A 25488-nucleotide genomic window follows, 5' to 3' on the forward strand; every position below is an offset into this window, starting at 1 on the left:
GGGCCGGAGTCCCTTGGCCGTCAGGGCTGGTTCAGGTACGTGAGCACGGCCCGGACGCGGCGGTTGGTGTCGTCGTCATCGGCGATGCCGAGCCTGCCGAACATCGAGGTGGTGTACTTGCTGATCGCGCTGTCGCTGAGGAACAGCCGCCGTCCGATCGCCTGGTTGGACAGGCCCTCCGCCATCAGCCCGAGCACCTGGTACTCGCGCTCGGTGAGCTGGCTCAGTCCCCGCTCGGGCGGGCTCGCGGACAGCAGCTTGGCGATCACCGCCGGGTCCATCGCCGTCCCGCCGGCCGCGACCCGTTCCAGTGAGCCGATGAACTGGTCGGCGTCGAACACGCTCTCCTTCAGCAGGTAGCCGACCCCGCCGGAGCCGTCGGCGAGCAGCTCCCGGGCGTACAGCTGCTCGACGTGCTGGGAGAGGATCAGGATCGGTAGGCCGGGAAGCGCGCGGCGGGCCGCGAGCGCCGCCCGAAGGCCCTCGTCCGACTGGGTCGGCGGCATCCGGACGTCGACCACGGACACGTCCGGGCGGTGGGCCAGCAGTGCGTCGAGCGTCTCGGGCCCGGTGGCGGCGGTGGCCACCACCTCGTGCCCGCAGGCCTCGATCAGGTGGACCATCCCCTCGCGCAGCAGGTAGAGGTCTTCGGCTACGAGTATTCGCATGGCACCGTCATCCTGACGTGGGTCGGTCCGCCGGGCGGACTGGTGATCTCGAGGGAGCCGTCGAAGGCGTCGAGGCGACGGCGCAGGCCGGCGAGCCCGCCGCCGGGCCGTTCCCGGACGCCGCCCGAACCGTCGTCCCCGACCTCGACGACGAGCCCGTGGTCGTCCTGGCGGAAGGTGACCCCGGCCCGGGTCGCGCCGCCGTGCTTGACGGCATTGGTGAGCAGCTCGGCGACGCCGAAGTAGACGGCGGACTCGATCGGCGCGTCCGCCCGTACCGGGGTCTCGGTCTCGACGCTCACGTTCAGCCGCAGGTCCAGGGCGAGGGCGCGGACCGCGTCCACCAGGCCGCGTTCGGTCAGCACCGGCGGACTGATGCCCTGGATCAGTCCGCGCAGCTCGGCCAGCGAGGCCTTCGCCCCGTCCTGCGCGTCCCGCATCAGCGCCTTGGCCCGCTCCGGGTCGCGCTCCACCAGGAGCTGGGCGGTCGTCAGCGAGAGCCCGAGCGCCACCAGCCGGGCCTGCGCGCCGTCGTGCAGGTCCCGTTCGATCCGGCGGATCTCGGCGGCCTGGGCGACGGTGGCGTCCGCCCGCTGCGCGGTCAGCTCCGCCACCCGCTCGGCCAGCGCCATCGCCCGCGACGGCCGAAGGAAGCGCTCGGCCACCGGTATCACCACCCGCCAGGCGTACGGCGCGCTGCCGACGGCCAGCAGCAGCCCGAGCGCCCCGAGCAGCCGGGCGGGGGCCTCCGGCCGGGCGAGCCCGAGCGCGGCCGCGGCCAGCGCGAGCGGCGGCAGGGCGGCGACGGGGCCCGCGGTGAACCCGGCGACCGCGACGAACCGCAGGTCGCGCAGGTTGGCGGGGTCGCGCCAGCGGATCCGCCAGTGCTGGTCCATCAGGGCGTCGCGGCGGGTCCTCTCGTAGCTGAAGCCGTTCCACCAGAAGCCGGTGGACATCCGGACCACCGGCGGGGCCTGCCGGTATCCCGCCGGTAGGGCACGGCCGCCCCAGCGCGCGACCAGGGCGCGCACCGCCCGGCACACCGGGCGGGTCAGCACCAGGCTGCCCGCACCCACCAGCAGCACCGGCAGCAGCCACGACCACGGGTTGGCCGGCCCCCAGGACCACCCCAGCGCCACCGCGCCCGCCCACACCGCCGGGACCAGCAGGGTCACCGCCGCGACCGCGCACGCCCGGACGAACCCCACCACGGCTGCCGCCGCCCATGCCCCCACACGCCTCACGGCCCTTCCCCACCTTCCGTCGGTGCACCCACTGTGCACCGCGCGGAGCCCCCGCCCGCCCTGATCCGGGCCAGGAGTGTGGCCAGCCCCACCCGGTCGTGGGCCCAGCCGGACACCCCGCCATCATGCCGATCACGATCACCGGCGTCGAGCGTCACCCCCGACCGACCCGCGCCGGGGACCGGTTAGGCTCTGGCCGTGCCCGCCGCCCTGACGACCTCCCCCACCCCGACCGCCGACGAGCCCGCCGACGACCGCGCCGGGCAGCGCGCGGGCGGCCCGGCCCGCGCGGCCTGGTGGCGGTTCGGCCTGCTGGTGCTGCTGCTGGGTGCCTGCGCCGGCTCGCTGTTGCTGTGGAGCCCGACGGACCTGCTCTCCGGCGGCCTGGCGGACCGGATGCCCGGGTACTGGTTCGCGCCGCTGTTCACCCTCGTCTACGCGGTCGGCACGCTCGCCTTCGTGCCGCGCCCCGCGCTGAACGCCGTGGCCGGGCTGCTGCTGGGCATCCAGCAGGGGGTGCTGCTCGCCGTGCTCGGCACCACCCTGGGCGCGGCCATGGCCTTCGCGCTCGGCCGGGGACTGGGCCGCGAGGCGCTGAAGCCGTACCTGCGCGGCAAGGTGCTCGGCGCCCTCGACCGGCGCTTCACCGACCAGGGCTTCCGCAGCGTCCTGGTGCTGCGACTGCTGCCCGGTCTGCCGTTCCAGGCGGGCAACTACGGCGCGGCCTTCTCCGGGGTCCGCTTCCTCCCCTTCCTGTTCGCCACCGCGATCGGCGTGGTGCCCACCACCGCCGTGTACGTCACCGCCGCGGCCAGCGCGGACCAGCCGGGCTCGGCGGCGTTCCTGGTGTCGGCCGGGGTGATCGCCCTGCTGGTGCTGGGCAGCCTGGTCGGGCTCTGGCGGGCGGCCGCGGCCCGCCGCCGGGCCTGAGGGCCGGCTGACAACCGGTCGCTTCGGTGAGCCACCCGCCAGGCGTCGGCCGCCTGCCACTGGACACCAGCGGCAGGCGGCCGCGCCGCGGCCAGGAGGTGCGCTCTGCTGGATCCTGGTCCACTTGCCATCTCCCCAACCGAAGCGAGCGACTCTTCCCTCGCGGGTTGAGCTTTCTGCTTCACAGCCCGTCGCCGACCTGGGGTTACCAGCGAGGGACGGTGCACCGCCCATCGGTCCTACACAGGCTCCACAGACCTGACTTCCCGCCAGCCCGGCGGTGGGCCCGGTCAGTTCGGTCATCGCCGACCGAGGCTCACCCATCGTACCGGCTTCACTACGGTGGGCGGCGCGGCGGTCCGACCGGGGGAGCCCCGATCGCGGAAAGGCCGGTTCCTCCGCCGGGCCGAAGATGGGGGCATCCCCGGCTTGATATCCGATGATCGAGGAGTACGCGCGACACAACGGCCACGCGGATTCGTTGCACGAACTGGTGGACGGTTCGACCGACGAGTGAAATCGTTTCCGCATTGTTGACAGAAGGTCAATTGCGCGGCGACCGCGACCGATATGGTCTACGCGCGCAACCGTACGGAGCTCCGCCGCGTCGCTCTCTTTGCCCGGGTCCGCCCGGGTTTCCGGGTGCGGCGCGACTCGTACGGGGGCCGCGAGCGGGCACGGGACCGGTGAACAGTGCGATACTCGGACAGTTCCGACGAGTGGATGACGTGTCAAAAACGGACACGCGTCCCCGGGGGACCAGACGGGACGAGGCAGGGAGGCGCGGCATGGGAGCACTTCGCGACGAGCACCACAACGGGTGGCTGATGCCCTCCGGGAACTACCCGGCCGCGGTGTACGACGACGAGTGGGTGGATCAGGAGACGGTTCCCGCCGTCCCCGCGCCCGCGAAGATCGTCTCCCTGCGGCCGACGGGCTTCGAGGCGGCCCGCACGGTCGGCGAGCACATCCGGGCGAGCACCCCGGTGGTCATGGACCTCACCGAGATGGACGAGGCCGAGGCCAAGCGCATGGTCGACTTCGCCTCCGGGCTGGTCTTCGGCACCCGGGGCGGCATCGAGCGGATCGCCCGCCGGGTCTTCCTGCTCACCCCGGCGGACGTCGAGGTGATGGTGATCGACCGCCCGCTCGACGACACCGGGTTCTACAACCAGAGCTGACCGGAGCGCAGCGCGTAGCACCCCACCGGGGGCGGCACACCAGCCGTCCCCGGTTTTTGCCGTCCGAATGCCTTTCGCCGATGACGCAGATGAGATTCCAAGGACAAATCTGAGACTTCCACGTCTCATCTGGCCTACACTCGAGTCATGGCCACCGACCGCGACACCGTTCTGGAAGCCGCCGTCGGCGTGCTGTCCCGCCGTCCCACCGCCCACCTGGACGAGATCGCCCGCGCCGCGGGCATCAGCCGGGCCACCCTGCACCGGCTGTTCCCGGGCCGCGACGCGCTGATCCGCGAAGTCGGCCGGCTCGGACTGCAGCGCTTCGCCACCGCCCTGGACACCGCCGCCGTCGAGGAGGGCGACACCGAGGCGGCGCTGCGCCGGCTGGTGGACGCCGCCGTCCCCGACGCCATGCTCTGCGCCTTCCTGGCCGGCGAGAACCAGCTCTACGGCCACGACGACATCAACGACCTCTGGGAGGTCCAGCTCGACCGGCTGCACGCACTCTTCCTGCGCGGGCAGCGCGAGGGCGTCTTCCGGATCGAGCTGAGTGCCGCGTGGTTGAGCGAGGCCTTCCTCGACCTGGTGGCCGGCATCGGCTGGGCCATCCAGGACGGCCGGCTCGCCCCGCGCGACGCCGCCTTCTCGCTCGCCGAGCTGTTCCTCGGCGGCGCGCTGCGCCGGGACGCCTCCCTTTTGACCCATCGCTCCTCGGACCGGAAACCGGAAACCGATATCCCGTGAGCAAGCGAATCATCAAAGGGCAGCGCATTGAGCGAAGCGTCTGCCGAGCGCAGCGAGGTGGGCGCATGAGCAGTACTCCCGCCCTGACGGCCCGCCAGCGCTGGACCGGCCTCGCCGTCCTGGTGCTGGCCGTCACCGTGGTCGCCCTGGACGCGACCGTGCTCTCCCTCGCCCTCCCCTCGATCAGCGAGACGCTGCGCCCCAGCGGCACCCAGCTGCTCTGGATCGGCGATTCCTACTCCTTCGTACTGGCCGGTCTGCTGGTCAGCATGGGCGCGCTGAGCGACCGGATCGGCCGCAAGAAGCTGCTGCTGACCGGCGCCACCGCCTTCGGCGCCGCCTCGCTGCTGGCCGCGTACGCGCCGGGACCGGGCTGGCTGATCCTGGCCCGGGCGCTGCTCGGCGTCGCCGGGGCGACGATCATGCCCTCCACCCTGTCGCTGATCCGCGGCCTCTTCCCGGACGACCGGGAGCGCGCCACCGCGATCGGTGTCTGGGGCGCGGCCGCCACCGCCGGTGCGGCGCTCGGGCCGGTGATCAGCGGGCTGCTGCTGGAGCACTTCTGGTGGGGGTCGGTGTTCCTGCTGAACATCCCGGTGCTGGTCCTGCTGCTGGTGTCCGGTGCCTGGCTGCTGCCCGGGTCCAGGGATCCGAAGCCGGGGCGCTGGGACGTGCTGAGCGTCGGGCTGTCGATGGCCGGCGTGATCGGCGTGGTGTACGCGATCAAGGAGGGCGCCGCGCACGGTGTCGCCCGCTGGGAAGTCCCGGTCACCTTCCTGCTGGGCGCCGCCGCGCTCACCCTCTTCGTCCGCCGTCAGCTGCGGCTGGAGACCCCGCTGCTGGACGTCCGGCTGTTCCGCGACCGGCGGTTCACGGCCGCCGTCACGGCCTCGCTGATCTCCCTGGTCGGCCTGTCCGGCGTGATCTTCGTGGTCTCGCAGTACCTCCAGCTGGTGCGCGGCTACCAGCCGCTGCAGGCGGGCCTGGCGGAGCTGCCGGCCTTCGCCGGCTCGGTGGCGGGCGGGCTGCTCACCGCCCGGATCGCCCGGCGCTTCGGCGCGCGCCGGGCGCTGGCCGCCAGCCTGCTGGCGATGGGCCTGGCCGCGGGCGTACTGGGCTGGCTGCAGCAGGACAGCACCTACCTGCTGCTGGCCGTCTCCTTCCTGGTGACGGGTACGGCCGAGGGCGTGGTCTACACGCTCGGCGCCGACCTGGTGCTGACCGCCGCGCCCGCCGACAAGGCCGGGGCCGCCTCAGCGGTCTCGGAGACGGCGTACGAGCTGGGCACCGCGCTCGGCATCGCCCTGGTCGGCTCGGTGGTCGGCTCGATCTACGCGAGCGGGCTGGCCGTCCCGGCCGGGGTCTCCCCGGAGGTCGCCGCCCGGGCCGGCGAGTCGCTGGGCGCGGCCGTGGAGACGGCGGAGGGGCTGTCGCCGGAGCTGGCGCGGCCGCTGGTGGCGAGCGCGAAGGACGCCTTCGTGCACGGCATGAACAGCGCCGGGCTGCTGGCCGGGGCGCTGCTGGTCGGCGCGGCCGCACTGGCCTGGTGGCTGCTGCGCGGGCGCCCCGCCCCGACGGCGGCCGAGCCGGTCGAGGAGGCTCCCCGGCCGGAGCGCGTGAGCGCATAGGAACCAAACGGACGCGCGGGAAAGAGAGGAGAACGCCCGTTCCCGAATCGGGAACGGGCGTTCTCGCGCCCCGGGGCTACGAAAGGGGCTACGCAGCCCCGAAGGGCAGTTCCAGCTCCGCCCAGACCACCTTGCCGTCCCTGGTCAGCCGGCTGCCCCAGCGCTGGGCCAGCTCGCTGACCAGGAACATCCCGCGCCCACCCTCGTCCTGCTCGGCGAAGGGGCGCAGTTGCGGGGCCGCGCCGCCGGCGTCGGAGACCTCGACGGTGAGCACCCGGTCACGGAACAGCCGCAGCCGGCGCGGCGCCTCGGCGTGCAGCAGGGCGTTCGTGACCAGTTCGCTGACCAGCAGTTCGGCGTAGTCGGAGAGCGCGCTCAGGCCCCAGGAGTCCAGGGTGGCGCGGGTGAAGCGGCGGGCCCGGCCGGGGAGCTTGCCGCCGCCGGTGAGCGGGAGGCCGGCGATCCGGTCGGCGGGCACCGGCAGCGCCCGGGCCATGATCATGGCGATGTCGTCCTCGGTGCCGTCGGTGACCAGGGCGCCGATCACGGCGTCGCAGGTCTCCTCCAGCGTCCGGCCGGGCCCGGCCAGGGTGCGGGCGAGCAGGTCGATGCCGTGGTCCAGGTCCTGGCCGCGCCGCTCGACCAGGCCGTCGGTGTAGAGGGCGAGCATGCCGCCCTCGGGGAGGATGAAGTCGATCGACTCGAAGGCGACCCCGCCGACGCCCAGCGGCACGCCGGGCGGCACCTCGACCCGGCGGGCGATGCCGTCGGTGCCGACCCAGACCGGCGGCAGGTGCCCGGCGGAGGCGACCTGGACGGTGCGCTCCAGCGGGTCGTAGACCGCGCAGATGCAGGTGGCGAACTGGCCCTCGCCGATCCCCGAGGCGGTCTCGTCCAGTCGGGTGAGGACCTGCTCGGGCGGCATGTCCAGGGTGGCGAGGGTCCGGGCGACGGTGCGCAGCTGGCCCATGGTGGCGGCGGCCCGGATGCCGTGGCCCATCACGTCGCCGACCACCAGGGCGACCCGTCCGCAGGACAGCGGCACCACGTCGAACCAGTCGCCGCCGACCTCGCTGACCACGCTGCTGGGCAGGTAGCGGTAGGCGATCTCCAGGCCGAGGGTGCGGTGGATCTCCTGCGGCAGCAGGCTGCGCTGCAGGGTGAGGGCGGTCTCCCGCTCGCGGCGGTAGAGCCGGGCGTTGTCGAGGGCCAGGGCGGTGCGGGCGACGAGTTCCTCGGCGAGCGCGACGTCGGCGTCGTTGAAGGGCTCGGGGTTGCGCATCCGGATGAACTCGGAGCCGCCGAGCACCATGCCCCGGGCGGTGATCGGCACCATCAGGTACGAGTGGATGCCGGCCGCGATCCCGGGGGCGACCCGGTCCTCGCTGGACACCAGGCCGCGCAGCACCTCCTCGTCCACGTGGGCGCGCAGCAACGGGCGGCCGCTGCGCAGGCACTGGGTGTAGCTGCGGTCGGGGGCGTACTCGGAGGTCTCGCCGACGACGTCCACGGCGTGCGCGAGGCCGGTGTCGTAGTTCTCCCCGACGGCGACGGCGCGCAGGGTGACCGAGCGGTCGGAGGGGATCGGGGTGGGCTCGGCGCCGCGCAGCACCGGCTCGAGCAGGTCGACGGTGGCGAAGTCGGCGAACCGGGGGACGACCGCCTCGATCAGTTCCTCGGCGGTGCGCTGGAGGTCGAGGGTGGTGCCGATCCGGGCGGTGGCCTCGGCGATGGTGGCGAGCCGTTCCTGGGCGCGGGCGGCGCGGGCCTCGGCCTGGAAGCGCTCGGTGACGTCGATGATCGAGGAGCAGACGCCGAAGACCTTGCCGGTGGAGTCCTCCAGCCGGAAGTAGGAGGCGGACCAGGCGCGGTCCCGTCTGGGGTCGCCGGGGACGCGGCCGTGCGAGCGGGCGTCGACCACGGGCTTGCCGCTCTTGAGCACCTGTCTCATGATCTGCTCGATCTCGGCGGTGTTGATGCCGGGCAGGACGGCGGATATCCGTCGGCCGAGGTGGCCGGCGACCGGGACGCCGTTCATCCGGGCCAGCGCCGCGTTGATGCGGACGAAGCGCAGGTCGGTGTCGTAGACGGCCATGCCGATCGGGGAGCGGCCGAAGACGCCGTCCAGCACGGCGAGGTCGGCCTCGACCGCGTGGAGGGCCCGGGTGTCGGAGGCGGTGGCGAGCAGCAGCAGGGTTCCGGCCGGGCCGGCGATCGGGTAGGTGCGGAACTCCAGCTCGACCCGGTGGCCGTCGCGGTGGCGGACCGGGAAGACGAAGGTGGAGCCGCTGCCGGCCATGATCCGCTGGAACAGGTCGAGCACGGCGGGGCGGTCGGTCTCGTCGGTGAGCAGCTGGGCGGCGTAGCTGCCGACGGCCTCTTCGGCGGGGTAGCCGAGCAGGGCCTCGGCGTCCTCGCTCCAGTGCAGGATCAGTCCGTCGGCCTGGAGCAGGGCCGTGGCGAGCGGGACGAGGCGGTGGCCTTCCGGGCGTGCGGGATCGTCGTCCGGCGCGGGGCCGGCGGCGGCGGTCGCGTCCCACTCGTGTCCGTGCATTCAGGCAGCACCCCGGTTCGGCTCGGCCCGGCCGGACGGGCCTCGCGGTCCGTACCGGCCGGGTTTCTTCTCCAGACTGCACGGACATCGGGCGCCCGGCGACCCCTTGGTCAGAGGGTGTCCGGTCGCTCGGTTGTACGGGCGTCATGGGCGTACCGGGCGCAGCGTACTCTCCAGAACGCCCGCCCACTGCCGGATCACCCCGGAACGTCGGAGGCTGTCGTCGGTGAGCAGGTTGGCGAGGCCGAGTCCGCGGGCGAGGTCGAGGGTGGCCTGCACGGATTCGCGCACGCCGGGGCGGCTCTCGTCGGCGTCCAGGAACTCCACGGCGGCCCGGTGGGCCTCCCGGCCGACGTGGCCCTCCAGGGCGATGATCCGCTCGCGCAGGGCCTCCTCGGTGGCGGCGGCGGTCCACAGGTGCAGGGCGGCCCGGAACAGCGGTCCGGTGTAGAGGCGCACGATCATGTCGACCACGGCCCGGGTGCGGTCGGGGCCGGCGGCCGGCAGTTCGTCCGCGTGGGCGCGGACGGCTGCCAGCCGCTCGGCGGTGACGTGCTCGACGGCCGCGGTGAAGAGGTCCTCGCGGGTCGGGAAGTGGTGCTGGGCGGCGCCCCGGGAGACGCCGGCCCGTTCGGCGACCACGGTGACGGTGGAGCCCTGCCAGCCGAGCTCGGCCAGGCAGTCCACGGCGGCCGCGAGCAGCCGGGCCCGGGTCGCGCGGCTGCGGTCCTGCTGGGGGGTGCGGACGGCGGGGTGGCTGGTCATGGCGGGTGGCGGTTCCTGTATCGACGGGGTCTGTTCCGGTGGGGGCGCGGCGGGTCGATCCTCACAGACGGGCCGCGGTCTTCGTCCGCCGGGGGCCCCGGCCTTCAGGAGGCGGCCCCGGCCCGGTCGGCCTCGCGGGCGCGCAGTTCGCGGCGCAGGATCTTGCCGGCCGCGGACTTGGGGACGGCGTCCACGAACTCCACCGCGCGCACCTTCTTGTACGGGGCGACCTGCCCGGCGACGTAGCCGGTGACCTCCTCGGCGGTCAGGCCGCTGCCGGGGACGCGGACCACGAAGGCCTTGGGGCACTCCGTGCCGTCGGCGTCGGGGACGCCGATCACGGCGGCGTCGGCGATCTCCGGGTGGCCGAGCAGCACGGCCTCCAGTTCGGCGGGGGCGACCTGGTACCCCTTGTACTTGATCAGCTCCTTGACCCGGTCGACGACGAACAGGTAGCCGCGCTCGTCCACGTGGCCGATGTCGCCGGTGTGCAGCCAGCCGTCGGCGTCGACCATGGCTGCGGTCTCGGAGGGGCGGCCGAAGTAGCCCTTCATCACCTGGGGGCCGCGGATCAGCAGCTCGCCCTGCTCCCCCGGTCCGAGGTCGTCGCCGGAGCCGTCCAGGGCGGTGATCCGCAGTTCGGTGGAGGGCACCATCCGGCCGACCGAGCCGGGCGAGGGGTCGCGGTCGGTCGGGGAGACCACGTGGGTGACCGGGGACAGCTCGGTCATGCCGTAGCCCTGGAGCAGGTGGGGCAGGCCCAGCCGGCGGGCGCAGGTCTCGGCGAGCTCGTGGTCCAGCGGGGCGGCCGCGCACAGCAGGTACTCGACCGAGGAGAGGTCGAAGCCCTCCACGAGGGGGTGCTTGGCCAGCGCGAGGACGATCGGCGGGGCGACCACCAGGCCCTGCACCCGGTGCTGTTCGATCGTGCGGCAGAACTGCTCCAGGTCGAAGCGGGGCAGCACGACCACGGTGGCGCCGCACCGCAGCGGCTGGTTGAGCAGTGCCGTCAGGCCGTAGATGTGGAAGAACGGCAGTACGGCGAGCACCCGTTCGCCCTCGGCGGGGCGGTAGAGGGCGTCGGTCTGGGCGAGGTTGGTGGCGATCGAGCGGTGGGTGAGCATCACGCCCTTGGGCAGGCCGGTGGTGCCGCTGGAGTACGGCAGGACGGCGATGTCCTCGCCCGGGTCGATGGCCGTTTCGGGGGCGGGGCCGGTGGTGGCCAGCAGGTCGGCGAGCGAGATGTGGCCCTCGGCGCCGTCCAGGACGATCGTCCCGAGCAGCGGGCGGCCGGTGCCGGCGAGCAGGTCGGCGGCCGCCACGGCGGTCGGCAGGAACGGGGAGACGGTGATCAGCCAGCGGGCGTCGCTGTCGCCCAGTTGGCCGGCCAGCTCGCCGGGGGTGCTCAGCGAGGACACCGTGGTCACGGTGGCGCCGGCCCGGGTGGCGCCGTAGTAGGCCATCGGGTAGGCGACCGAGTTGGGGCTGAACAGGGCGACCACGTCGCCCTTGCGCACCCCTGCCTCGGCCAGTCCGGCGGCGACCCGCTCGACCGAGGCGGCGAGCCGGGCGTAGCTGACCCGCTCCCCGGTGATGCCGTCGATCAGGGCGGTCCGCTCGCCGTAGCGGGCGGCCGAGGAGAGCACCGCGTCGTGGATCGGCAGGTCGACGTCGGGGACGTCCGGGAACGCGCTTCGGAACACCAAGGCATGCCTCCAGGAAGGAAGTTGACGCGACAACCAAATGCTTTCGGGGTGCGTGCAGGAGCATACGGACAGTCAGGGGGCGGGCTGGGCCATTGTGGGGAACCGGGGCGGAGCCCGCGTGGCGCGGTTGATCCCGAAGGCGCCCACCCGGACGGCGATGCAGCACGGCCGCCCGCCCCCGGGTGGGGCCCGGATCCTGGAGCACCCCCCGTGAGACCCACCTCCGCCCGCCTTCCGTCCGCCCGCCGCCTGCTCGCCGCCGCCACCGCCCTCGTGGTCGGCACGCCGACAACCTCAGCGGACCGGCCGTGTACTACCGGCTCGGACTGCTGCGCCCGGGGGTTCGGTAGACCGCTTCGCCGAGTCAGTTTCGCCGGATCAGTACGACTTCGGCAGGCCGAGGGTGTGCTGGGCGACGTAGTTGAGCACCATCTCCCGGCTGACCGGGGCGACCCTGCCGACCCTGGTCGCGGCCAGCAGGGCCCCCAGGCCGTACTCCTGGGTGAGGCCGTTGCCGCCGAGGGTCTGCACCGCCTGGTCGACGGTCCGCGCCGCGGCCTCCCCGGCAGCGTACTTGGCCATGTTGGCGGCCTCCCCCGCGGCGACGTCCTCGCCCGCGTCGTAGAGCAGCCCGGCCTTCTGGGTCATCAGCCGGGCCAACTCGATCTCCACCGCGCACTGGGCCAGCGGGTGCGCCAGGCCCTGGTGGGCGCCGATCGGGGTGGACCAGACGGTGCGGGTCTTCGCGTACTCCACCGCCTTGCCGAGCGCTTGGCGGGCCAGGCCGAGCGAGAAGGCGGCGGTGAGGATCCGCTCCGGGTTGAGGCCGGCGAACAGCTGGAGCAGGCCGGCGTTCTCGTCGCCGACCAGGGCGTCGGCGGGCAGTCGGACGTCGTCCAGGAAGACCTGGAACTGCTTCTCGGGGGCGACGAGTTCCATCGGGATCGACCGGTACTCGAAGCCGGGGGTGTCCCGCGGGACGACGAACAGGCAGGGCTTGAGCTTGCCGGTGCGTGCGTCCTCGGTGCGGGCCACGAACAGCACCGCGTCCGAGTGGTCGATGCCGGAGACGAACACCTTGCGGCCGGTCAGCAGCCAGTCCTCGCCGTCCCGGCGGGCGACGGTGGAGATCCGGTGCGAGTTGCTGCCGGCGTCCGGCTCGGTGATGCCGAAGGCCATCCGGCGGGTGCCGTCGGCCAGCCCGGGCAGCCAGCGCTGCTTCTGCTCCTCGGTGCCGTAGCGGGCTATCACCGTGCCGCAGATCGCCGGGGAGACGATCAGCAGCAGCAACGGGCAGCCGGCGGTGCCGAGTTCCTCCAGGACGATGGCGAGGTCGGTGATGCCACCGCCTCCGCCGCCGTACTCGGCGGGCAGGTTGACGCCCAGGTAGCCGGCCTTGCCGGCCTCCGCCCACAGTTCGTCGGCGGGCTCGCCGGCCCGGGCCTTGGCGAGGTAGTAGGCGGAGCCGTAGCGGCGGCCGAGGTCGCCGACGGCCGTGCGCAGGGCGGTGCGTTCGGGGGTTTCGAGGAGCTGACTGCCGATGCCGGACATGCGGGGGTCCTTCCTCAGACCTCTTGGGGGCGGGCTCTCAGGCTTCTTGGGGGGTCTTGACGACGGCGAGCAGGGTGCCGAGCTCGACCTGTTCGCCGGGGGTGACGCGCAGTTCGACCAGGGTGCCGTCGGTAGGAGCGGTGACGCGGTGCTCCATCTTCATCGCCTCCAGCACCAGCAGCGGCTGGCCGGCGGTGACGGTGTCGCCGACGGCGGCGGCGGTGCGCAGGACGGTGCCGGGCATCGGGGCGAGCAGGGCGCCCGGGTCGGTCTGGGCGGTGGGGTCCGGGAAGCGCGGCAGCGCGGTGAGCGCGGTGCTGCCGGTCGGGGTGTCGACGTACACCCGGTCGCCGTAACGGGCGACGGCGTACGGGCGTTCGACCTCGCCCTCGCGCAGGATGACCAAGTCGGGCTGGGCGTCCACGAGTTCGACGTCCGGGTGGTCATCGGCCGCCAGTCCGGCCCGGGTCCGGCGGTAGCGGACCTCCAACTCGCCTCCGTCCCGGGCTCGGTAGCGCTTGGACTGGGGCTGGGAGGGGAGGTTGCGCCAGCCGGACGGCAGGGCGGTGCGGCGGGCGGCGGCGTCCGCGAGGGCGGCGGCCAGAGCGGCACGGGCGGCACCCTTGGCATCCGGGGCGGTGAGCTCGGCCGCGTGCTCGGCGAGGAACCCGGTGTGCAGGCGTCCGGCCCGGAAGTCCGGGTGCCGCAGCGCGCGGACCAGCAGCTCCCGGTTGGTGGCGGGCCCGTGGATCCGGGCGCGGGCGAGTACGTCGGCCAGCCGGCGGGCCGCGGCGGCGCGGGTCGGCGCCCGGACGATCACCTTGGCGAGCATCGCGTCGTAGTGCGGGGTGATCTCGCTACCGGGTTCGACGCCGGAGTCAAGCCGCACCTCGCCGTCGGTGAACTCCTGGTGCTCGACGGTGAGTTCGAGCCGGTGCAGGGCGCCGGTGGCGGGCTGCCAGTCGCTGGCCGGGTCCTCCGCGTACAGCCGGGCCTCGATCGCGTGGCCGGTGGTCGGCGGCGGGGTGGGACCGGGCAGCTGCTCCCCTTCGGCGACGGCGAGTTGGAGCGCGACCAGGTCCAGGCCGGTGACCGCCTCGGTGACCGGGTGCTCGACCTGGAGGCGGGTGTTCATCTCCAGGAAGAAGAACCGGCCGTCCTCGGTGAGCAGGAACTCGGCGGTGCCGGCGCCGACGTAGCCGATCGCCCGGGCTGCGGTCACCGCCGCCGCGTGCAACTCGGCCCGTACGTCCGCCGGCAGGCCGGGGGCGGGGGCCTCCTCGATCACCTTCTGGTGCCGCCGCTGCAGCGAGCAGTCGCGGTCGCCGACCGCCCACACCGTGCCGTGGGCGTCGGCCAGCAGCTGGACCTCGACGTGCCGGCCGGTGGGCAGGTAGCGCTCGCAGAACACCTCGTCCGAGCCGAAGGCCTTGCCCGCCTCGGCCCGGGCGGCCTCGAGCTCGGCGGGCAGGTCCGCGAGGCGGCGGACGACCCGCATGCCCCGCCCGCCGCCGCCCGCCGCGGCCTTGACCAGCACCGGCAGGTCGGCCTCGGTCGGCTCGGCGAGCGCGCCCAGGACGGGTACCCCGGCGGCGGCCATCAGGCGCTTGGCAGCGGTCTTGGAGCCCATCGCGGCGATCGCGGCCGGTGGCGGACCGACCCACACCAGGCCCGCGTCCAGCACGGCCCGCGCGAACTCGGCGCTCTCGGAGAGGAATCCGTAGCCGGGATGGACGGCGTCCGCGCCGGCCTGGAGAGCCGCTCGGATGATCAGCTCGCCGCGCAGATAGGTGTCGGCCGGCGCGGCGCCGGGCAGCCGGACGGCGCCGTCGGCCTCCCGCACGTACGGGGCACCGGCGTCCGGGTCGGAGTGCACCGCGGTGGTCGCGATGCCGAGCCCCCGGCAGGTGCGGAACACCCGGCGGGCGATCTCGCCGCGGTTGGCGACCAGCAGGTTCGTGATCGTGGTCATGGTCGGTTGCCCTCTCACAGACGGAAGACGCCGTAGCCGCGCGCGCCCTCGACCGGCGCGTTGTGGATCGCGGACAGGCACAGGCCGAGCACCGTGCGGGTGTCGCGCGGGTCGATCACGCCGTCGTCGTAGAGCCGGCCGGACAGGAAGACCGGCAGCGACTCCGCCTCGATCTGCTGCTCGACCATCGCCCGGATCGCGGCGTCCGCGTCCTCGTCGTACGGCTGCCCCTTGGCCGCGGCCGACTGGCGGGCGACGATCGACAGCACCCCGGCGAGCTGCTGCGGGCCCATCACGGCGGACTTGGCGCTCGGCCAGGAGAACAGGAAGCGCGGCTCGTACGCCCGGCCGCACATGCCGTAGTGGCCGGCCCCGTAGGAGGCGCCCATCAGTACGGACAGGTGCGGGACGGTGGAGTTGGCGACGGCGTTGATCATCATCGCGCCGTGCTTGATGATGCCGCCCTGCTCGTAGTCCCTGCCGACCATGTAGCCGGTGGTGTTGTGCAGGAACAGCAGTGGGGTGTTCCGCTGGTTCGCCAACTGGATGAACTGGGCGGCCTTCTGGGACTCGGCGCTGAACAGCACGCCCTGGGCGTTGGCCAGAATGCCGACCGGATAGCCGAAGAGGCGGGCCCAGCCGGTGGCCAGGCTGGTGCCGTAGAGCGGCTTGAACTCGTCGAAGTCGGAGCCGTCGACGATCCGGGCGATCACCTCGCGCGGGTCGAAGGGCACCTTGAGGTCTCCGGGGACGATGCCGAGCAGCTCCTCCTCGTCGTACTTCGGCGGCTCGGCGAAGCGGTCGGGGTCGGGGCCGGGCTTGCGGTGGTCGAGCCGGGCGACGATCCGGCGGGCGATCCGCAGCGCGTCCGCCTCGTCCACCGCGAAGTGGTCGGCCAGACCGGAGGTGCGGGCGTGCATCTCGGCGCCGCCCAGCGACTCGTCGTCGGCCTCCTCGCCGGTGGCCATCCTGACCAGCGGCGGGCCGCCGAGGAACACCTTGGCGCGCTCCTTGACCAGCACGGTGTGGTCGGACATCCCCGGCACGTAGGCTCCGCCGGCCGTCGAGTTGCCGAACACCACGGCCACGGTGGGGATTCCGGCGGCGGACAGCCGGGTGAGGTCGCGGAACAGGGCGCCGCCGGGGATGAAGATCTCCTTCTGGCTGGGCAGGTCGGCGCCACCCGACTCGACCAGGTTGACCAGCGGAAGGCGGTTGCGCAACGCGATCTCGTTGGCCCGCAGGGCCTTCCGGAGCGTCCACGGGTTGCTGGCGCCGCCGCGCACCGTCGGATCGTTGGCGGTGATCACGCACTCGACGCCCTCGATCACGCCGATGCCGGTGACCAGCGCCGCGCCCACCGGGTAGTCGCTGCCCCAGGCGGCCAGCGGGGACAGCTCCAGGAACGGCGAGTCCGGATCGACCAGCAGCTCGATCCGCTCACGGGCCAGCAGCTTGCCCCGCTTGCGGTGGCGCTCCACGTACTTGGACCCGCCACCGGCCAGCGCCTTGGCGTGCTCGGCGTCCAGCGCGGCCAGCTTGGCGGTCATCGCGGCCCGGTGCTCGGCGTACTCGGGCCCGGCCGGGTCGACGCGGGTGGGCAGGGCGGTCACAGGAGAGCCTCCGGAATGTCGAGGTGGCGCGAGCGCAGCCACTCGCCCAGGGCCTTGGCCTGGGGGTCGAAGCGGTGCTGGGCGGCGACGCCCTCGCCGAGCAGGCCGGTGAGGGTGAAGTTGACCGCCCTCAGGTTCGGCAGCAAATGCCGCCTGACGGTCAACTCAGCCGTTTCGGGGAGCAGTTCGCGCAGCTTCTCGACGGTGAGGGTGTGCGCGAGCCAGCGCCAGCCCTCCTCGCTGCGGGCCCAGACGCCCAGGTTGGCGTCGCCGCCCTTGTCGCCGCTGCGGGCGCCGAGCAGCAGGCCGAGCGGGGCGCGGCGGGTCGGGCCCGGTGGCAGAGACTCGGGCAACTCCTGCTCGACGTCGATGGGTTGGCTCGTCACCGGGGCGGGCGGGACGGCGATCCGACGGCCGTCCGGCAGTACGGCGGTGTGCTCGACCAGCTTGGCGTCGACGTGCGACGCGGTGAACACCCCGTACGGCGCACCCGGGCCGGGCGGGGCGGTGAGGTGGAACCCGGGATACCCGGCGAGGCCCAACTCCACGGCGGCCTTGCCCAGTTCACGGCCCACTTTGGCCGGGTCGCGGTCCCGGGCGGTCAGCCGGAGCAGGGCCGAGGCGGCCTCCTCGGTGGCGGCGTCCGGGTGGTCGGTGCGGGCGAGGGTCCAGCGCAGCTCGGCCGGGCGCGCCTCGGGCGGCAGGGCGGCGGTGAACTGGCGCCTCACCAGGGCGGCCTTGGCCTCGATGTCCAGGCCGGTGAGGACGAACACCACCTCGTTGCGGTGGCCGCCCAGGCGGTTGCAGCCGACCTTCAGGGTGGGCGGCGGGGCCTCCCCGCGCACACCGTCGATCCGTACCCGGTCCGGGCCCTCCTCGGTGAGCCGGACGGTGTCCAGCCGGGCGGTGACGTCGGGACCGAGGTAGTGCGATCCGCCGGTCTCGTACAGGAGTTGGGCGGTGACGGTGCCGACGGTGACGGCTCCGCCGGTACCGGGGTGCTTGGTGATCACGCTGGAGCCGTCCGGGTACAGCTCGGCCAGCGGGAAGCCGGGGCGGTCCACGTCGTGCTCGTGGAAGAAGGCGTAGTTGCCGCCGGTGGCCTGCGCGCCGCACTCCAGGACGTGCCCGGCCACCACCGCCCCGGCGAGGGCGTCGAGGTCGGTGGCGGTCCAGCCGAAGTGGGCGATCGCAGGCCCGGCGACCAGCGCGGCGTCGGTCACCCGCCCGGTGACCACCACGTCCGCGCCCCCGGCGAGGCAGGCGGCGATCCCGAACCCGCCGAGGTAGGCGTTGGCGGCCAACAGGTGCTCGGGCAGCCCCAGTTCGGCCCGGCGCGGCAGCAGGTCGTCACCCTCGACGTGGGCGACGGCGGTCGGGACGCCGAGGCGCTGTGCCAACTCCCGCAGCTGATCCGCGAGTCGGGCCGGGTTGAGGCCGCCCGCGTTCACCACGACCGTCACGCCCCGCTCCCGGGCCAGCCCGAGGCACTCCTCCATCTGCCGCAGGAAGGTCCGGGCGTACCCGAGCGACGGGTCCCTCAGCCGGTCCCGGGCCAGGATCAGCATTGTCAGCTCGGCGAGATAGTCCCCGGTGAGCACGTCCAGCGGCCCGTCCGTGAGCATCTCCCGCACCGCCGCGAAGCGGTCCCCGTAGAACCCCGAGGCATTGCCGATCCGCAGTACCGAGCTCGCGTGCGCCAATGCGCCTCCCCTGCCGGTGGGTTGGCGACACCCCGCACGCGTGCCGCCGGGCAGCAGCGTGGCACCGGCCGGAGAAAAAAGCAATCATGCCTGCTTGTTTTGCTGCACCGTCACCCCGTCACCCGCGGGCCGTGTCAGCGCATCCCGCCGGAGGCGAGAATGACGTCCCCGGTGATCCAGCGCGCGTCGTCGGAAGCCAGGAAGGCCACCAGTGGGCCGTAGTCGTCCGGGGTGCCCGTTCGGCCCAGCGGGGTCTCGGCGATCGCCTGTGCCTCCTGGGGCGAGCCGGGGAATCCCATGGCCCTGCTGCCCTCGGTGTCCGACGGTCCGGGCATGATCGCGTTGACCCGGATGCCGCGCGGGCCGAGCTCCTTGGCCGCGACGATGGTGAACGCGTTGACGGCGCTCTTGGAGGCGACGTAGAGCGAGGCGTACGGCGGGTGGGTGAGCGTGCCGGCCGTCGAGACGTTGATGATCGACGCGGTGCCGATGTCGTCCTGCGCGGCCAGGGCCTGCGTCGTGAGGATCGTGCCCAGCAGGTTCGTGGTCAGCTCGCGCTGGAACTCCTCTTCGGTGATGCCCGACAGCGGCGCGAAGGCGGCGACGGCCGCGTTGTTCACGAGCACGTCGACCGGCCCGTACTCCTCGCGCGCCCGGGCGAACAGGTGGCGCACGTCGTCGCCGCGGGCCACGTCCGCCCGGACCGCGACCGCCCGGCCGCCCTCGGCGGTGATGTCCGCGACGACCCGCTCGGCGCCCTCCGCATCCTCCCGGTAGTTCACCACGACGGCCGCGCCGGTCCCGGCCAGCGCCTTGGCGATCCCCGCGCCCAGGCCCTTCGATGCGCCCGTGACGATCGCCGTACGTGCGTTGCTGCTGCTCCTGCTCACAGTGACTCCTCGAACGTTGGTGCTTGCACAAGTCACCGTAGGAAAGGCCATTACGACTCGGAAGTACCTACTTTTTTGTAAGCTCCTGCGGTGATGGAAACTCAGCACGTCGCGACAGCCGCCCGACTCCTCGCCCACGACACCTTCGACCAGAAGTGCGCACTCAGGCCGATCATGGACCAGACGACCAGCCGCTGGGCGACACTGATCATCTCGGCCCTCATCGCCGGCCCGCACCGCTTCGCGCAGCTGCACCAACGAGTCGGTGGCATCAGCCAGAAGATGCTGTCGCAGAACCTCAAGGCACTGGCCCGCGCCGGGCTCGTCGGTCGCCATGTCGCGCCCACCAACCCGCCCCAGGTCACCTACAGCCTGACGGAACTCGGTACCAGCCTGGCCGGGCCGCTGACCGACCTCATCCAGTGGTTCGGCCGGCACGGAGACGAGCTCCTCGCCGCCCAGGAGCACTACGACAGCCAGCAGGCGTCACCGGGGTCGCGGCCTTAGCGCCCAGGGTCGTTCCACGCGTGCGGGAGGGATATTCCGTGCGCCGACCGCCGACCGCTGGATAGCCTCGGCGGCATGACCTGGCTGCCTGCTGATTTCGTCCATCCCCTCCAAGTGCCGCTGCTCGACGGGGCGTACCACCTGCGGCCGATCCGGGAGGCGGATGCGCCGCTGGACTATCCGGCCGTGATGGGGTCGCGGGAGCGGCTGTTCGGCATCTTCGGGCCGGCCTGGGGGTGGCCGTCGGAGACGATGACGGCCGAGGCGAACCGGGCGGACCTGGCGCGGCACGAACGGGAGATCGCCGCCCACCAGTCGTTCAACTACGTGCTGCTGGACCGGGCCGAGACGGCGATCCGTGGCTGTGTGTACATCGACCCGCCGGAGCGGGCCGGCGCCGACGGGGAGATCTCCTGGTGGGTGGTGGACGAGTTGGTCGGCGGCGAGGTGGAGCGGGCGCTGGACGCGCTGGTGCCGCAGTGGATCGCCGCCGACTGGCCGTTCCGGCGGCCGCGCTTCCTGGGGCGGGACGTCAGCTGGCAGGACTGGCTGGCATTGCCGGGTGTCCGGGATGCCTGAACGTGCGCTGAGTTTCGGGACGGTCGCGGAGGCCTACGAGCGGTACCGGCCCGGCTATCCCGAGGAGCTCTTCGAGCTGGTCGCGGAGTACGCCGGCCGGCCGGTGCGGACCGCCCTGGAGATCGGTGCCGGGACGGGCAAGGCGACCCGACTGTTCGCCGTGCGCGGCCTCGCCGTCACCGCGACCGAGCCCGACGCCGCCATGCTCGCCGAGCTGCGCAGGCACGTCCCGGCGCGGCCGGGTTCTGTGAGCTGGAGTGGGTGCCGCTGCAGATCTCCGAGGAGGGCCTGCGCGAGTTCGGCGAGGACTTCTGGGCGGACGCGCTCGCCCACCCGCCGCTGGAGCTGCTGCGCTGCCGCGCCTGAGCAGCGGGCCGGCGCTCGCCCCAGCAGCGGGCCCGGCGCTCAGCCGAGCAGCGCGTGGAGGGTGCTCGCCCGATCGGGGGGTCGGGCGAGCACCCTCGACGCGCCGCGTCCGCGAAGACCGAGGGAGACCGGGAAGGAACCGATCAGGATTCGAGAAGCGCCCGCCCGGGGGCCGCGCCTAGCGTTGCGGTCATGAACGACATCACCATTCACTGGACCTTCCTCCCCCACACCGACCCCGAGGCCTCCCTCGCCTTCTACCGGGACCTGCTCGGCTTCGAGGTCCGCCAGGACGTCGGCGGCGGCCCGATGCGGTGGATCACCGTCGGCCCCGAGGACCAGCCCGACGTGTCGCTGGTGCTGGAGCCGCCGTTCGCGGACCCGGGCATCACCGAGGACGAACGGCGTACCATCACCGAGATGATGGCCAAGGGGACGTACGCCCGGCTGGTGCTCGCCACCGCCGACCTGGACGGGGTGTTCGACCGGCTGAAGTCCGGCGGCGCCGAGCTCGTGCAGGAGCCGACCCTGCAGCCGTACGGCATCCGCGACTGCGCCTTCCGCGACCCGGCGGGCAACATGATCCGCTTCAACGAAGTGCGCTGAGTCGCCCGGGCCCGCCCCGCCGCCACCGGCCGGAGCGGGCCCCGATCCATCCGTCCGGAGAGCCCGCCCGACCGCCAGGGAGCGAAGAGAACGATGCCCGAGCCGCACGTCGCCGACAGCCACGACCTGATCCGGGTGCACGGCGCCCGCGAGAACAACCTCAAGGACGTCAGCGTCGACATCCCCAAGCGCCGGCTGACGGTGTTCACCGGGGTGTCCGGCTCCGGCAAGAGCTCGCTGGTCTTCGACACCGTCGCCGCCGAGTCGCAGCGGTTGATCAACGAGACCTACAGCGCCTTCGTCCAGGGCTTCATGCCCACCCTGGCCCGCCCCGAGGTGGACGTCCTGGAAGGGTTGACCACCGCGATCATCGTCGACCAGCAGCGGATGGGCGCCGACCCGCGCTCCACCGTCGGCACCGCCACCGACGCCAACGCGATGCTGCGCATCCTGTTCAGCCGGCTCGGCACCCCGCACATCGGCTCCCCCAAGGCCTACTCCTTCAACGTCCCCTCGATCAGCGGCGCCGGCGCGGTGACCGTCGAGCGCGGCGGCAAGACGGTCAAGGAGCGGCGCAGCTTCAGCATCACCGGCGGCATGTGCCCGCGCTGCGAGGGCCGGGGCAGCGTCTCCGACATCGACCTCACCCAGCTGTACGACGACACCAGGTCGCTCACCGAGGGCGCGATCCTCATCCCGGGCTGGAAGCCGGACAGCTGGTGGACGGTCGGCGTCTACGCCAACTCGGGCTTCCTCGACCCGGACAAGCCGATCCGCCGGTACACCGAGAAGGAGCTCCAGGACTTCCTGTACCGGGAGCCGACCAAGGTCAAGGTCAACGGGGTCAACCTCACCTACGAGGGCCTGATCCCCAAGCTCCAGAAGTCCATGCTGTCCAAGGACAAGGACGCCCTCCAGCCGCACATCCGGGCCTTCGTGGAGCGCGCCGTCACCTTCACCGCCTGCCCGGAGTGCGAGGGCACCCGGCTGAGCGCGGCCGCCCGCTCGTCCAAGATCGCAGGCCTGAGCATCGCCGACGCCTGCGCGATGCAGATCAGCGACCTCGCCGAGTGGGTCCGCGCGCTGGACGAGCCCTCGGTGGCGCCGCTGCTCACCGCGCTCCAGCAGGTGCTGGACTCCTTCGTGGAGATCGGCCTCGGCTACCTCTCCCTGGACCGCCCCTCCGGCACCCTCTCCGGCGGCGAGGCGCAGCGGGTCAAGATGATCCGGCACCTGGGCTCCTCGCTCACCGACACCACGTACGTCTTCGACGAGCCCACCACCGGCCTGCACCCGCACGACATCAGCCGGATGAACGACCTGCTGCTGCGGCTGCGGGACAAGGGCAACACGGTGCTGGTGGTGGAGCACAAGCCGCAGACCATCGCGATCGCCGACCACGTGGTGGACCTCGGCCCGGGGGCCGGTGCGGCGGGCGGCTCGGTCTGCTTCGAGGGCAGCGTGGCCGGGCTGCGCGACAGCGGCACCGTGACCGGCCGCCACCTGGCGGACCGGGCGGCGCTGCGGGAGACGGTCCGCACGCCCACCGGCAAGCTGGCGATCCGCGGCGCGGACACCCACAACCTGCGGGACGTGGACGTGGACGTTCCGCTCGGGGTGCTCACCGTGGTCACCGGGGTCGCGGGCTCCGGGAAGAGCTCGCTGATCCACGGCTCGATCCCGGCGGAAGAGGGCGTGGTGTACGTCGACCAGGGCGCGATCAAGGGCTCCCGACGCAGCAACCCGGCCACCTACACCGGGCTGCTCGACCCGATCCGCAAGGCCTTCGCCAAGGCGAACGACGTGAAGCCGGCCCTGTTCAGCGCCAACTCGGAGGGCGCCTGCCCGACCTGCAACGGCGCCGGCGTGGTCTACACCGACCTGGCGATGATGGCCGGGGTGGCCAGCACCTGCGAGGACTGCGAGGGCAGGCGCTACCAGGCCTCGGTGCTGGAGTACCGGCTGGGCGGCCGGGACATCAGCGAGGTGCTGGCGATGTCGGTGACCGAGGCGGAGGAGTTCTTCGGCGCCGGGGAGGCGAAGCTGCCGGCCGCGCACCGGATCCTGGAGCGGCTCGCCGACGTCGGCCTCGGCTACCTGAGCCTCGGGCAGCCGCTGACCACGCTGTCCGGCGGTGAGCGGCAGCGGCTGAAGCTGGCCACCCACATGGGCGACAAGGGCGGGGTCTACGTCCTGGACGAGCCGACCACCGGTCTGCACCTGGCGGACGTCGAGCAGTTGCTCGGCCTGCTGGACCGGCTGGTGGACTCCGGCAAGTCGGTGATCGTGATCGAGCACCACCTGGCGGTCATGGCGCACGCGGACTGGATCATCGACCTCGGCCCGGGCGCCGGGCACGACGGCGGCCGGGTGGTCTTCGAGGGCACGCCGGCCGAGCTGGTGGCCGCTCGCTCGACGCTGACCGGCGAGCACCTGGCGCAGTACGTGACCGGCTGACGGGCGCTATCCGAGCGGGAGGCGCATCTCCAGGATCCTGGCGTCCTCGTCCAGCACGTACGGCGTCTCGCCGCCGGTGTACGTGAAGCCGCGCCGCCGGTAGAAGGCGGCGGCGCGGTGGTTGGCCTCGTGCACACCGAGCAGCATCCACCTGGCGCCGCCGTCCCTGGCCCAGGCGATGACGGCGTCCAGCAGGGCATCGGCGACGCCGCGGTCGCGGCCGCGGTGCGCCGGGTCGACCCAGACGCCGATCAGGTCGACGGTCTCGGCCTTGATGCTGGGGGTCGCCAGCATGGTGGCGACCCACTGGTCGGTCTCGTCCACGGCGACCAGGCCGATCCGGCCGGGTTCGTTCAGCCAGTCCGTGCGGGCCCGCCAGTTGCCCTCGCGCTGTAGCTGCGCGTACTCGTAGGGCTCGCCGAACGCCATGGGGGTGTCGAGGAGTTGGGCCAGCCGGATGGTGCGCAGCCGCTGCCAGTCCTCCCGACCGATCCGCTCGATCCGGTACTCCATGCCGTCCCCCGTGGTCCGCAAAGGCCTTCGCTGCCGGTGATCACCGGCAGCGAAGGCACTATAGCCGCGGGCTCACGGCTTACTCCGGACCCATCTCGGCTCCGCGTTCCCCCGCTTCCGCCTCATCCGCTCCACGACCAGCGCGACAGCTCGTGGCGGCGGCGCGAGTACGCCTGGTCCGCTCCTGTCAGTCCGTATGGTTCCGGGTTCTGCGCCGCGCGGCGCGTGGCTACCGTCCCAACCGCTCGACACCGGGCGGTCCGGACGGATCGCCGTCACGCGTTCCCAGGAGGTCACGTTGACCGCGCACCACCCCACCCGTAGCGGCATCCTCAAGTCCGTCGGCGGGCTCGGCGCCGCACTGGCGCTCGGCACCGCGGGCCGGTTGGCGTCGGCGAGGCCCGCCGCGGCGGCCGGCAACGGCATCATCGACCGCCTGCGCAAGGCGTGAGGGGCACCCCGGTGTTCCCCTCCCTCTCCCGCCGCGCTTCGCGCCTGGCCCTGGCCACCGCTTCCCTGCTGCTGCCGGTCACCGTGCCGACCTCCCCCGCCGAAGCCACCCCCGCCGTGGTCGCCGGGTTCGCGGCCTCCTGCCCCGCCGCCGGGTACATCTCCCAGGGCTACACCCCGGAGCACAACGGCATCGACATCGCCAACGATTACGGCACCCCGATCTACGCGGTCGGCGAAGGCCAGGTGGTGGCCTCCGGACCGGCACAGGGCTACGGCCAGTGGATCCGCATCCTGCACCCCGACGGGACCATCACCGAGTACGGCCACATGCGCGAGCGGGACGTGGTCGCCGGCGACCATGTGACGGCCGGTCAGCAGATCGCCCTGATGGGCAGCGAGGGCGAGTCCAGCGGCCCGCACCTGCACCTGCGGGTCTGGGCCGACGCCGACGCGACCGTGCGCACCGACCCGATCCCCTACCTCGCGGACCGCGGCGTCGCCATGCCCTGCACGCCCGGATCCGGCCCCCGCCCGGCGCCGTTGGTGTATCCGGCGAAGTCCGGCCGGGTGGTGGCCACACGCTCGGCGGACGGCCGCCTGGAGTTGTTCGCCGCCGGCGCCAACGGCGTCTCGCACGCCTGGCAGACGGCGGTGAACGGAGCCTGGTCGGACTGGGAGTCCCTCGGCGGCCCCGGCAGCGCACGGCTGGCCATCGGCCCGGACGCGGACGGCCGACTCGAAGTCTTCGCGCTCAACGGCAGCACCCTCCAACACCGTTACCAGCTCCAGCCCTCCGGCGCCTGGTCGAACTGGGAGACCTTCGGCGGCGGCGGACACGACCTCGCCGTCGGCACC

General features: G+C 73.1%; 22 protein-coding genes. 11 read left to right on the top strand and 11 right to left on the bottom strand.

Going from position 1 to position 25488, the window contains the following annotated elements; all coding sequences use genetic code 11:
* Nucleotides 1-20: 20 nt before the first annotated feature.
* Both ACWCYO_RS21985 and ACWCYO_RS21990 read right to left on the bottom strand, forming a co-directional pair.
* Complete coding sequence (locus ACWCYO_RS21985) at nucleotides 21-668, bottom strand: response regulator transcription factor (protein ID WP_270149313.1); 648 nt, start codon at nucleotides 666-668, stop codon at nucleotides 21-23.
* Nucleotides 653-1912 (bottom strand): sensor histidine kinase, encoded by a 1260-nt coding sequence (locus ACWCYO_RS21990; RefSeq protein ID WP_449785154.1) that lies wholly within the window; start codon nucleotides 1910-1912, stop codon nucleotides 653-655. The genes ACWCYO_RS21985 and ACWCYO_RS21990 overlap by 16 nt, the downstream gene beginning before the upstream one ends.
* A gap of 198 nt (nucleotides 1913-2110) precedes the next feature.
* Between ACWCYO_RS21990 and ACWCYO_RS21995 the strand changes: the two genes are divergently transcribed.
* The 5 genes from ACWCYO_RS21995 (at nucleotide 2111) to ACWCYO_RS22015 (ending at nucleotide 6398) form a co-directional block, all read left to right on the top strand.
* A complete protein-coding gene (locus tag ACWCYO_RS21995; protein ID WP_270149308.1) occupies nucleotides 2111-2842 on the top strand; it encodes a TVP38/TMEM64 family protein in 732 nt (243 codons plus the stop codon).
* A 439-nt stretch (nucleotides 2843-3281) separates the two neighbouring features.
* Complete coding sequence (locus ACWCYO_RS22000; RefSeq protein WP_348532731.1) at nucleotides 3282-3359, top strand: mycothiol transferase; 78 nt, start codon at nucleotides 3282-3284, stop codon at nucleotides 3357-3359.
* 271 nt (nucleotides 3360-3630) lie between these two features.
* The gene (locus tag ACWCYO_RS22005; RefSeq protein WP_270149306.1) at nucleotides 3631-4023 is read left to right on the top strand and encodes a cell division protein SepF; all 393 of its coding nucleotides are present in this window, start codon (nucleotides 3631-3633) and stop codon (nucleotides 4021-4023) included.
* A gap of 147 nt (nucleotides 4024-4170) precedes the next feature.
* Complete coding sequence (locus ACWCYO_RS22010; RefSeq protein ID WP_449785155.1) at nucleotides 4171-4770, top strand: TetR/AcrR family transcriptional regulator; 600 nt, start codon at nucleotides 4171-4173, stop codon at nucleotides 4768-4770.
* 65 nt (nucleotides 4771-4835) lie between these two features.
* Nucleotides 4836-6398 carry an MFS transporter gene (locus tag ACWCYO_RS22015; protein ID WP_449785156.1) on the top strand — a complete coding sequence of 521 codons (1563 nt, stop codon included), beginning with the start codon at nucleotides 4836-4838 and terminating at the stop codon, nucleotides 6396-6398.
* Nucleotides 6399-6486: 88 nt separating this feature from the next.
* Here the strand turns inward: ACWCYO_RS22015 and ACWCYO_RS22020 are convergent, their stop codons facing one another.
* The 8 genes from ACWCYO_RS22020 to ACWCYO_RS22055 all read right to left on the bottom strand — a co-directional run bounded on the left by ACWCYO_RS22020 (nucleotide 6487) and on the right by ACWCYO_RS22055 (nucleotide 19152).
* Complete coding sequence (locus ACWCYO_RS22020) at nucleotides 6487-8952, bottom strand: SpoIIE family protein phosphatase (RefSeq protein WP_449785157.1); 2466 nt, start codon at nucleotides 8950-8952, stop codon at nucleotides 6487-6489.
* 144 nt (nucleotides 8953-9096) lie between these two features.
* Nucleotides 9097-9717, bottom strand: a complete 621-nt coding sequence (locus ACWCYO_RS22025; RefSeq protein WP_449785158.1) for a TetR/AcrR family transcriptional regulator — start codon at nucleotides 9715-9717, stop codon at nucleotides 9097-9099.
* A 104-nt stretch (nucleotides 9718-9821) separates the two neighbouring features.
* Complete coding sequence (locus ACWCYO_RS22030) at nucleotides 9822-11423, bottom strand: 4-coumarate--CoA ligase family protein (protein ID WP_449785159.1); 1602 nt, start codon at nucleotides 11421-11423, stop codon at nucleotides 9822-9824.
* Nucleotides 11424-11801: 378 nt separating this feature from the next.
* Nucleotides 11802-12974 (bottom strand): acyl-CoA dehydrogenase family protein, encoded by a 1173-nt coding sequence (locus ACWCYO_RS22035; RefSeq protein ID WP_270149293.1) that lies wholly within the window; start codon nucleotides 12972-12974, stop codon nucleotides 11802-11804.
* Nucleotides 12975-13011: 37 nt separating this feature from the next.
* Entirely contained in the window at nucleotides 13012-14946 is a 1935-nt protein-coding gene (locus tag ACWCYO_RS22040) for an acetyl/propionyl/methylcrotonyl-CoA carboxylase subunit alpha (RefSeq protein ID WP_449785160.1), read from the bottom strand.
* Nucleotides 14947-14960: 14 nt separating this feature from the next.
* Nucleotides 14961-16559 carry an acyl-CoA carboxylase subunit beta gene (locus ACWCYO_RS22045; protein WP_270149290.1) on the bottom strand — a complete coding sequence of 533 codons (1599 nt, stop codon included), beginning with the start codon at nucleotides 16557-16559 and terminating at the stop codon, nucleotides 14961-14963.
* Complete coding sequence (locus ACWCYO_RS22050; protein ID WP_449785161.1) at nucleotides 16556-18262, bottom strand: acyclic terpene utilization AtuA family protein; 1707 nt, start codon at nucleotides 18260-18262, stop codon at nucleotides 16556-16558. Before ACWCYO_RS22050 ends, ACWCYO_RS22045 begins: the two co-directional genes overlap by 4 nt.
* Before the next feature lie 134 nt (nucleotides 18263-18396).
* Nucleotides 18397-19152 carry an SDR family NAD(P)-dependent oxidoreductase gene (locus ACWCYO_RS22055; RefSeq protein ID WP_270149288.1) on the bottom strand — a complete coding sequence of 252 codons (756 nt, stop codon included), beginning with the start codon at nucleotides 19150-19152 and terminating at the stop codon, nucleotides 18397-18399.
* Nucleotides 19153-19245: 93 nt separating this feature from the next.
* Between ACWCYO_RS22055 and ACWCYO_RS22060 the strand changes: the two genes are divergently transcribed.
* The 4 genes from ACWCYO_RS22060 (at nucleotide 19246) to ACWCYO_RS22075 (ending at nucleotide 23667) form a co-directional block, all read left to right on the top strand.
* Nucleotides 19246-19659 (top strand): winged helix-turn-helix transcriptional regulator, encoded by a 414-nt coding sequence (locus tag ACWCYO_RS22060; RefSeq protein ID WP_270149287.1) that lies wholly within the window; start codon nucleotides 19246-19248, stop codon nucleotides 19657-19659.
* A 75-nt stretch (nucleotides 19660-19734) separates the two neighbouring features.
* Entirely contained in the window at nucleotides 19735-20238 is a 504-nt protein-coding gene (locus ACWCYO_RS22065; protein ID WP_270149286.1) for a GNAT family N-acetyltransferase, read from the top strand.
* Nucleotides 20239-20796: 558 nt separating this feature from the next.
* Nucleotides 20797-21210: a VOC family protein gene (locus ACWCYO_RS22070; protein WP_449785162.1), complete on the top strand. Its 414-nt coding sequence runs from the start codon at nucleotides 20797-20799 to the stop codon at nucleotides 21208-21210.
* A gap of 93 nt (nucleotides 21211-21303) precedes the next feature.
* The gene (locus tag ACWCYO_RS22075) at nucleotides 21304-23667 is read left to right on the top strand and encodes an ATP-binding cassette domain-containing protein (protein ID WP_449785163.1); all 2364 of its coding nucleotides are present in this window, start codon (nucleotides 21304-21306) and stop codon (nucleotides 23665-23667) included.
* Nucleotides 23668-23673: 6 nt separating this feature from the next.
* On the opposite strand, the gene ACWCYO_RS22080 is transcribed toward ACWCYO_RS22075, so the two are convergent.
* Nucleotides 23674-24180: a GNAT family N-acetyltransferase gene (locus ACWCYO_RS22080; RefSeq protein ID WP_449785164.1), complete on the bottom strand. Its 507-nt coding sequence runs from the start codon at nucleotides 24178-24180 to the stop codon at nucleotides 23674-23676.
* 298 nt (nucleotides 24181-24478) lie between these two features.
* On the opposite strand from ACWCYO_RS22080, the gene ACWCYO_RS22085 reads away from it, so the two are divergent.
* Both ACWCYO_RS22085 and ACWCYO_RS22090 read left to right on the top strand, forming a co-directional pair.
* Entirely contained in the window at nucleotides 24479-24631 is a 153-nt protein-coding gene (locus tag ACWCYO_RS22085; RefSeq protein WP_270149274.1) for a hypothetical protein, read from the top strand.
* Nucleotides 24632-24642: 11 nt separating this feature from the next.
* Nucleotides 24643-25488: peptidoglycan DD-metalloendopeptidase family protein (locus ACWCYO_RS22090; RefSeq protein WP_449785165.1), on the top strand; the 846-nt coding region annotated here is incomplete at its 3' end.

The organism is Kitasatospora sp. NPDC001683, assembly GCF_053596495.1.

Excerpts from the sequence above, each read along its gene's own strand:
- ACWCYO_RS21985 (WP_270149313.1), bottom strand. The coding sequence starts at position 668 with ATGCGAATACTCGTAGCCGAAGACCTCTACCTGCTGCGCGAGGGGATG.
- ACWCYO_RS22000 (WP_348532731.1), top strand. The coding sequence starts at position 3,282 with ATGATCGAGGAGTACGCGCGACACAACGGCCACGCGGATTCGTTGCAC.
- ACWCYO_RS22005 (WP_270149306.1), top strand. The coding sequence starts at position 3,631 with ATGGGAGCACTTCGCGACGAGCACCACAACGGGTGGCTGATGCCCTCC.
- ACWCYO_RS22010 (WP_449785155.1), top strand. The coding sequence starts at position 4,171 with ATGGCCACCGACCGCGACACCGTTCTGGAAGCCGCCGTCGGCGTGCTG.
- ACWCYO_RS22015 (WP_449785156.1), top strand. The coding sequence starts at position 4,836 with ATGAGCAGTACTCCCGCCCTGACGGCCCGCCAGCGCTGGACCGGCCTC.
- ACWCYO_RS22020 (WP_449785157.1), bottom strand. The coding sequence starts at position 8,952 with ATGCACGGACACGAGTGGGACGCGACCGCCGCCGCCGGCCCCGCGCCG.
- ACWCYO_RS22025 (WP_449785158.1), bottom strand. The coding sequence starts at position 9,717 with ATGACCAGCCACCCCGCCGTCCGCACCCCCCAGCAGGACCGCAGCCGC.
- ACWCYO_RS22035 (WP_270149293.1), bottom strand. The coding sequence starts at position 12,974 with ATGTCCGGCATCGGCAGTCAGCTCCTCGAAACCCCCGAACGCACCGCC.
- ACWCYO_RS22040 (WP_449785160.1), bottom strand. The coding sequence starts at position 14,946 with ATGACCACGATCACGAACCTGCTGGTCGCCAACCGCGGCGAGATCGCC.
- ACWCYO_RS22060 (WP_270149287.1), top strand. The coding sequence starts at position 19,246 with ATGGAAACTCAGCACGTCGCGACAGCCGCCCGACTCCTCGCCCACGAC.
- ACWCYO_RS22065 (WP_270149286.1), top strand. The coding sequence starts at position 19,735 with ATGACCTGGCTGCCTGCTGATTTCGTCCATCCCCTCCAAGTGCCGCTG.
- ACWCYO_RS22070 (WP_449785162.1), top strand. The coding sequence starts at position 20,797 with ATGAACGACATCACCATTCACTGGACCTTCCTCCCCCACACCGACCCC.
- ACWCYO_RS22075 (WP_449785163.1), top strand. The coding sequence starts at position 21,304 with ATGCCCGAGCCGCACGTCGCCGACAGCCACGACCTGATCCGGGTGCAC.
- ACWCYO_RS22080 (WP_449785164.1), bottom strand. The coding sequence starts at position 24,180 with ATGGAGTACCGGATCGAGCGGATCGGTCGGGAGGACTGGCAGCGGCTG.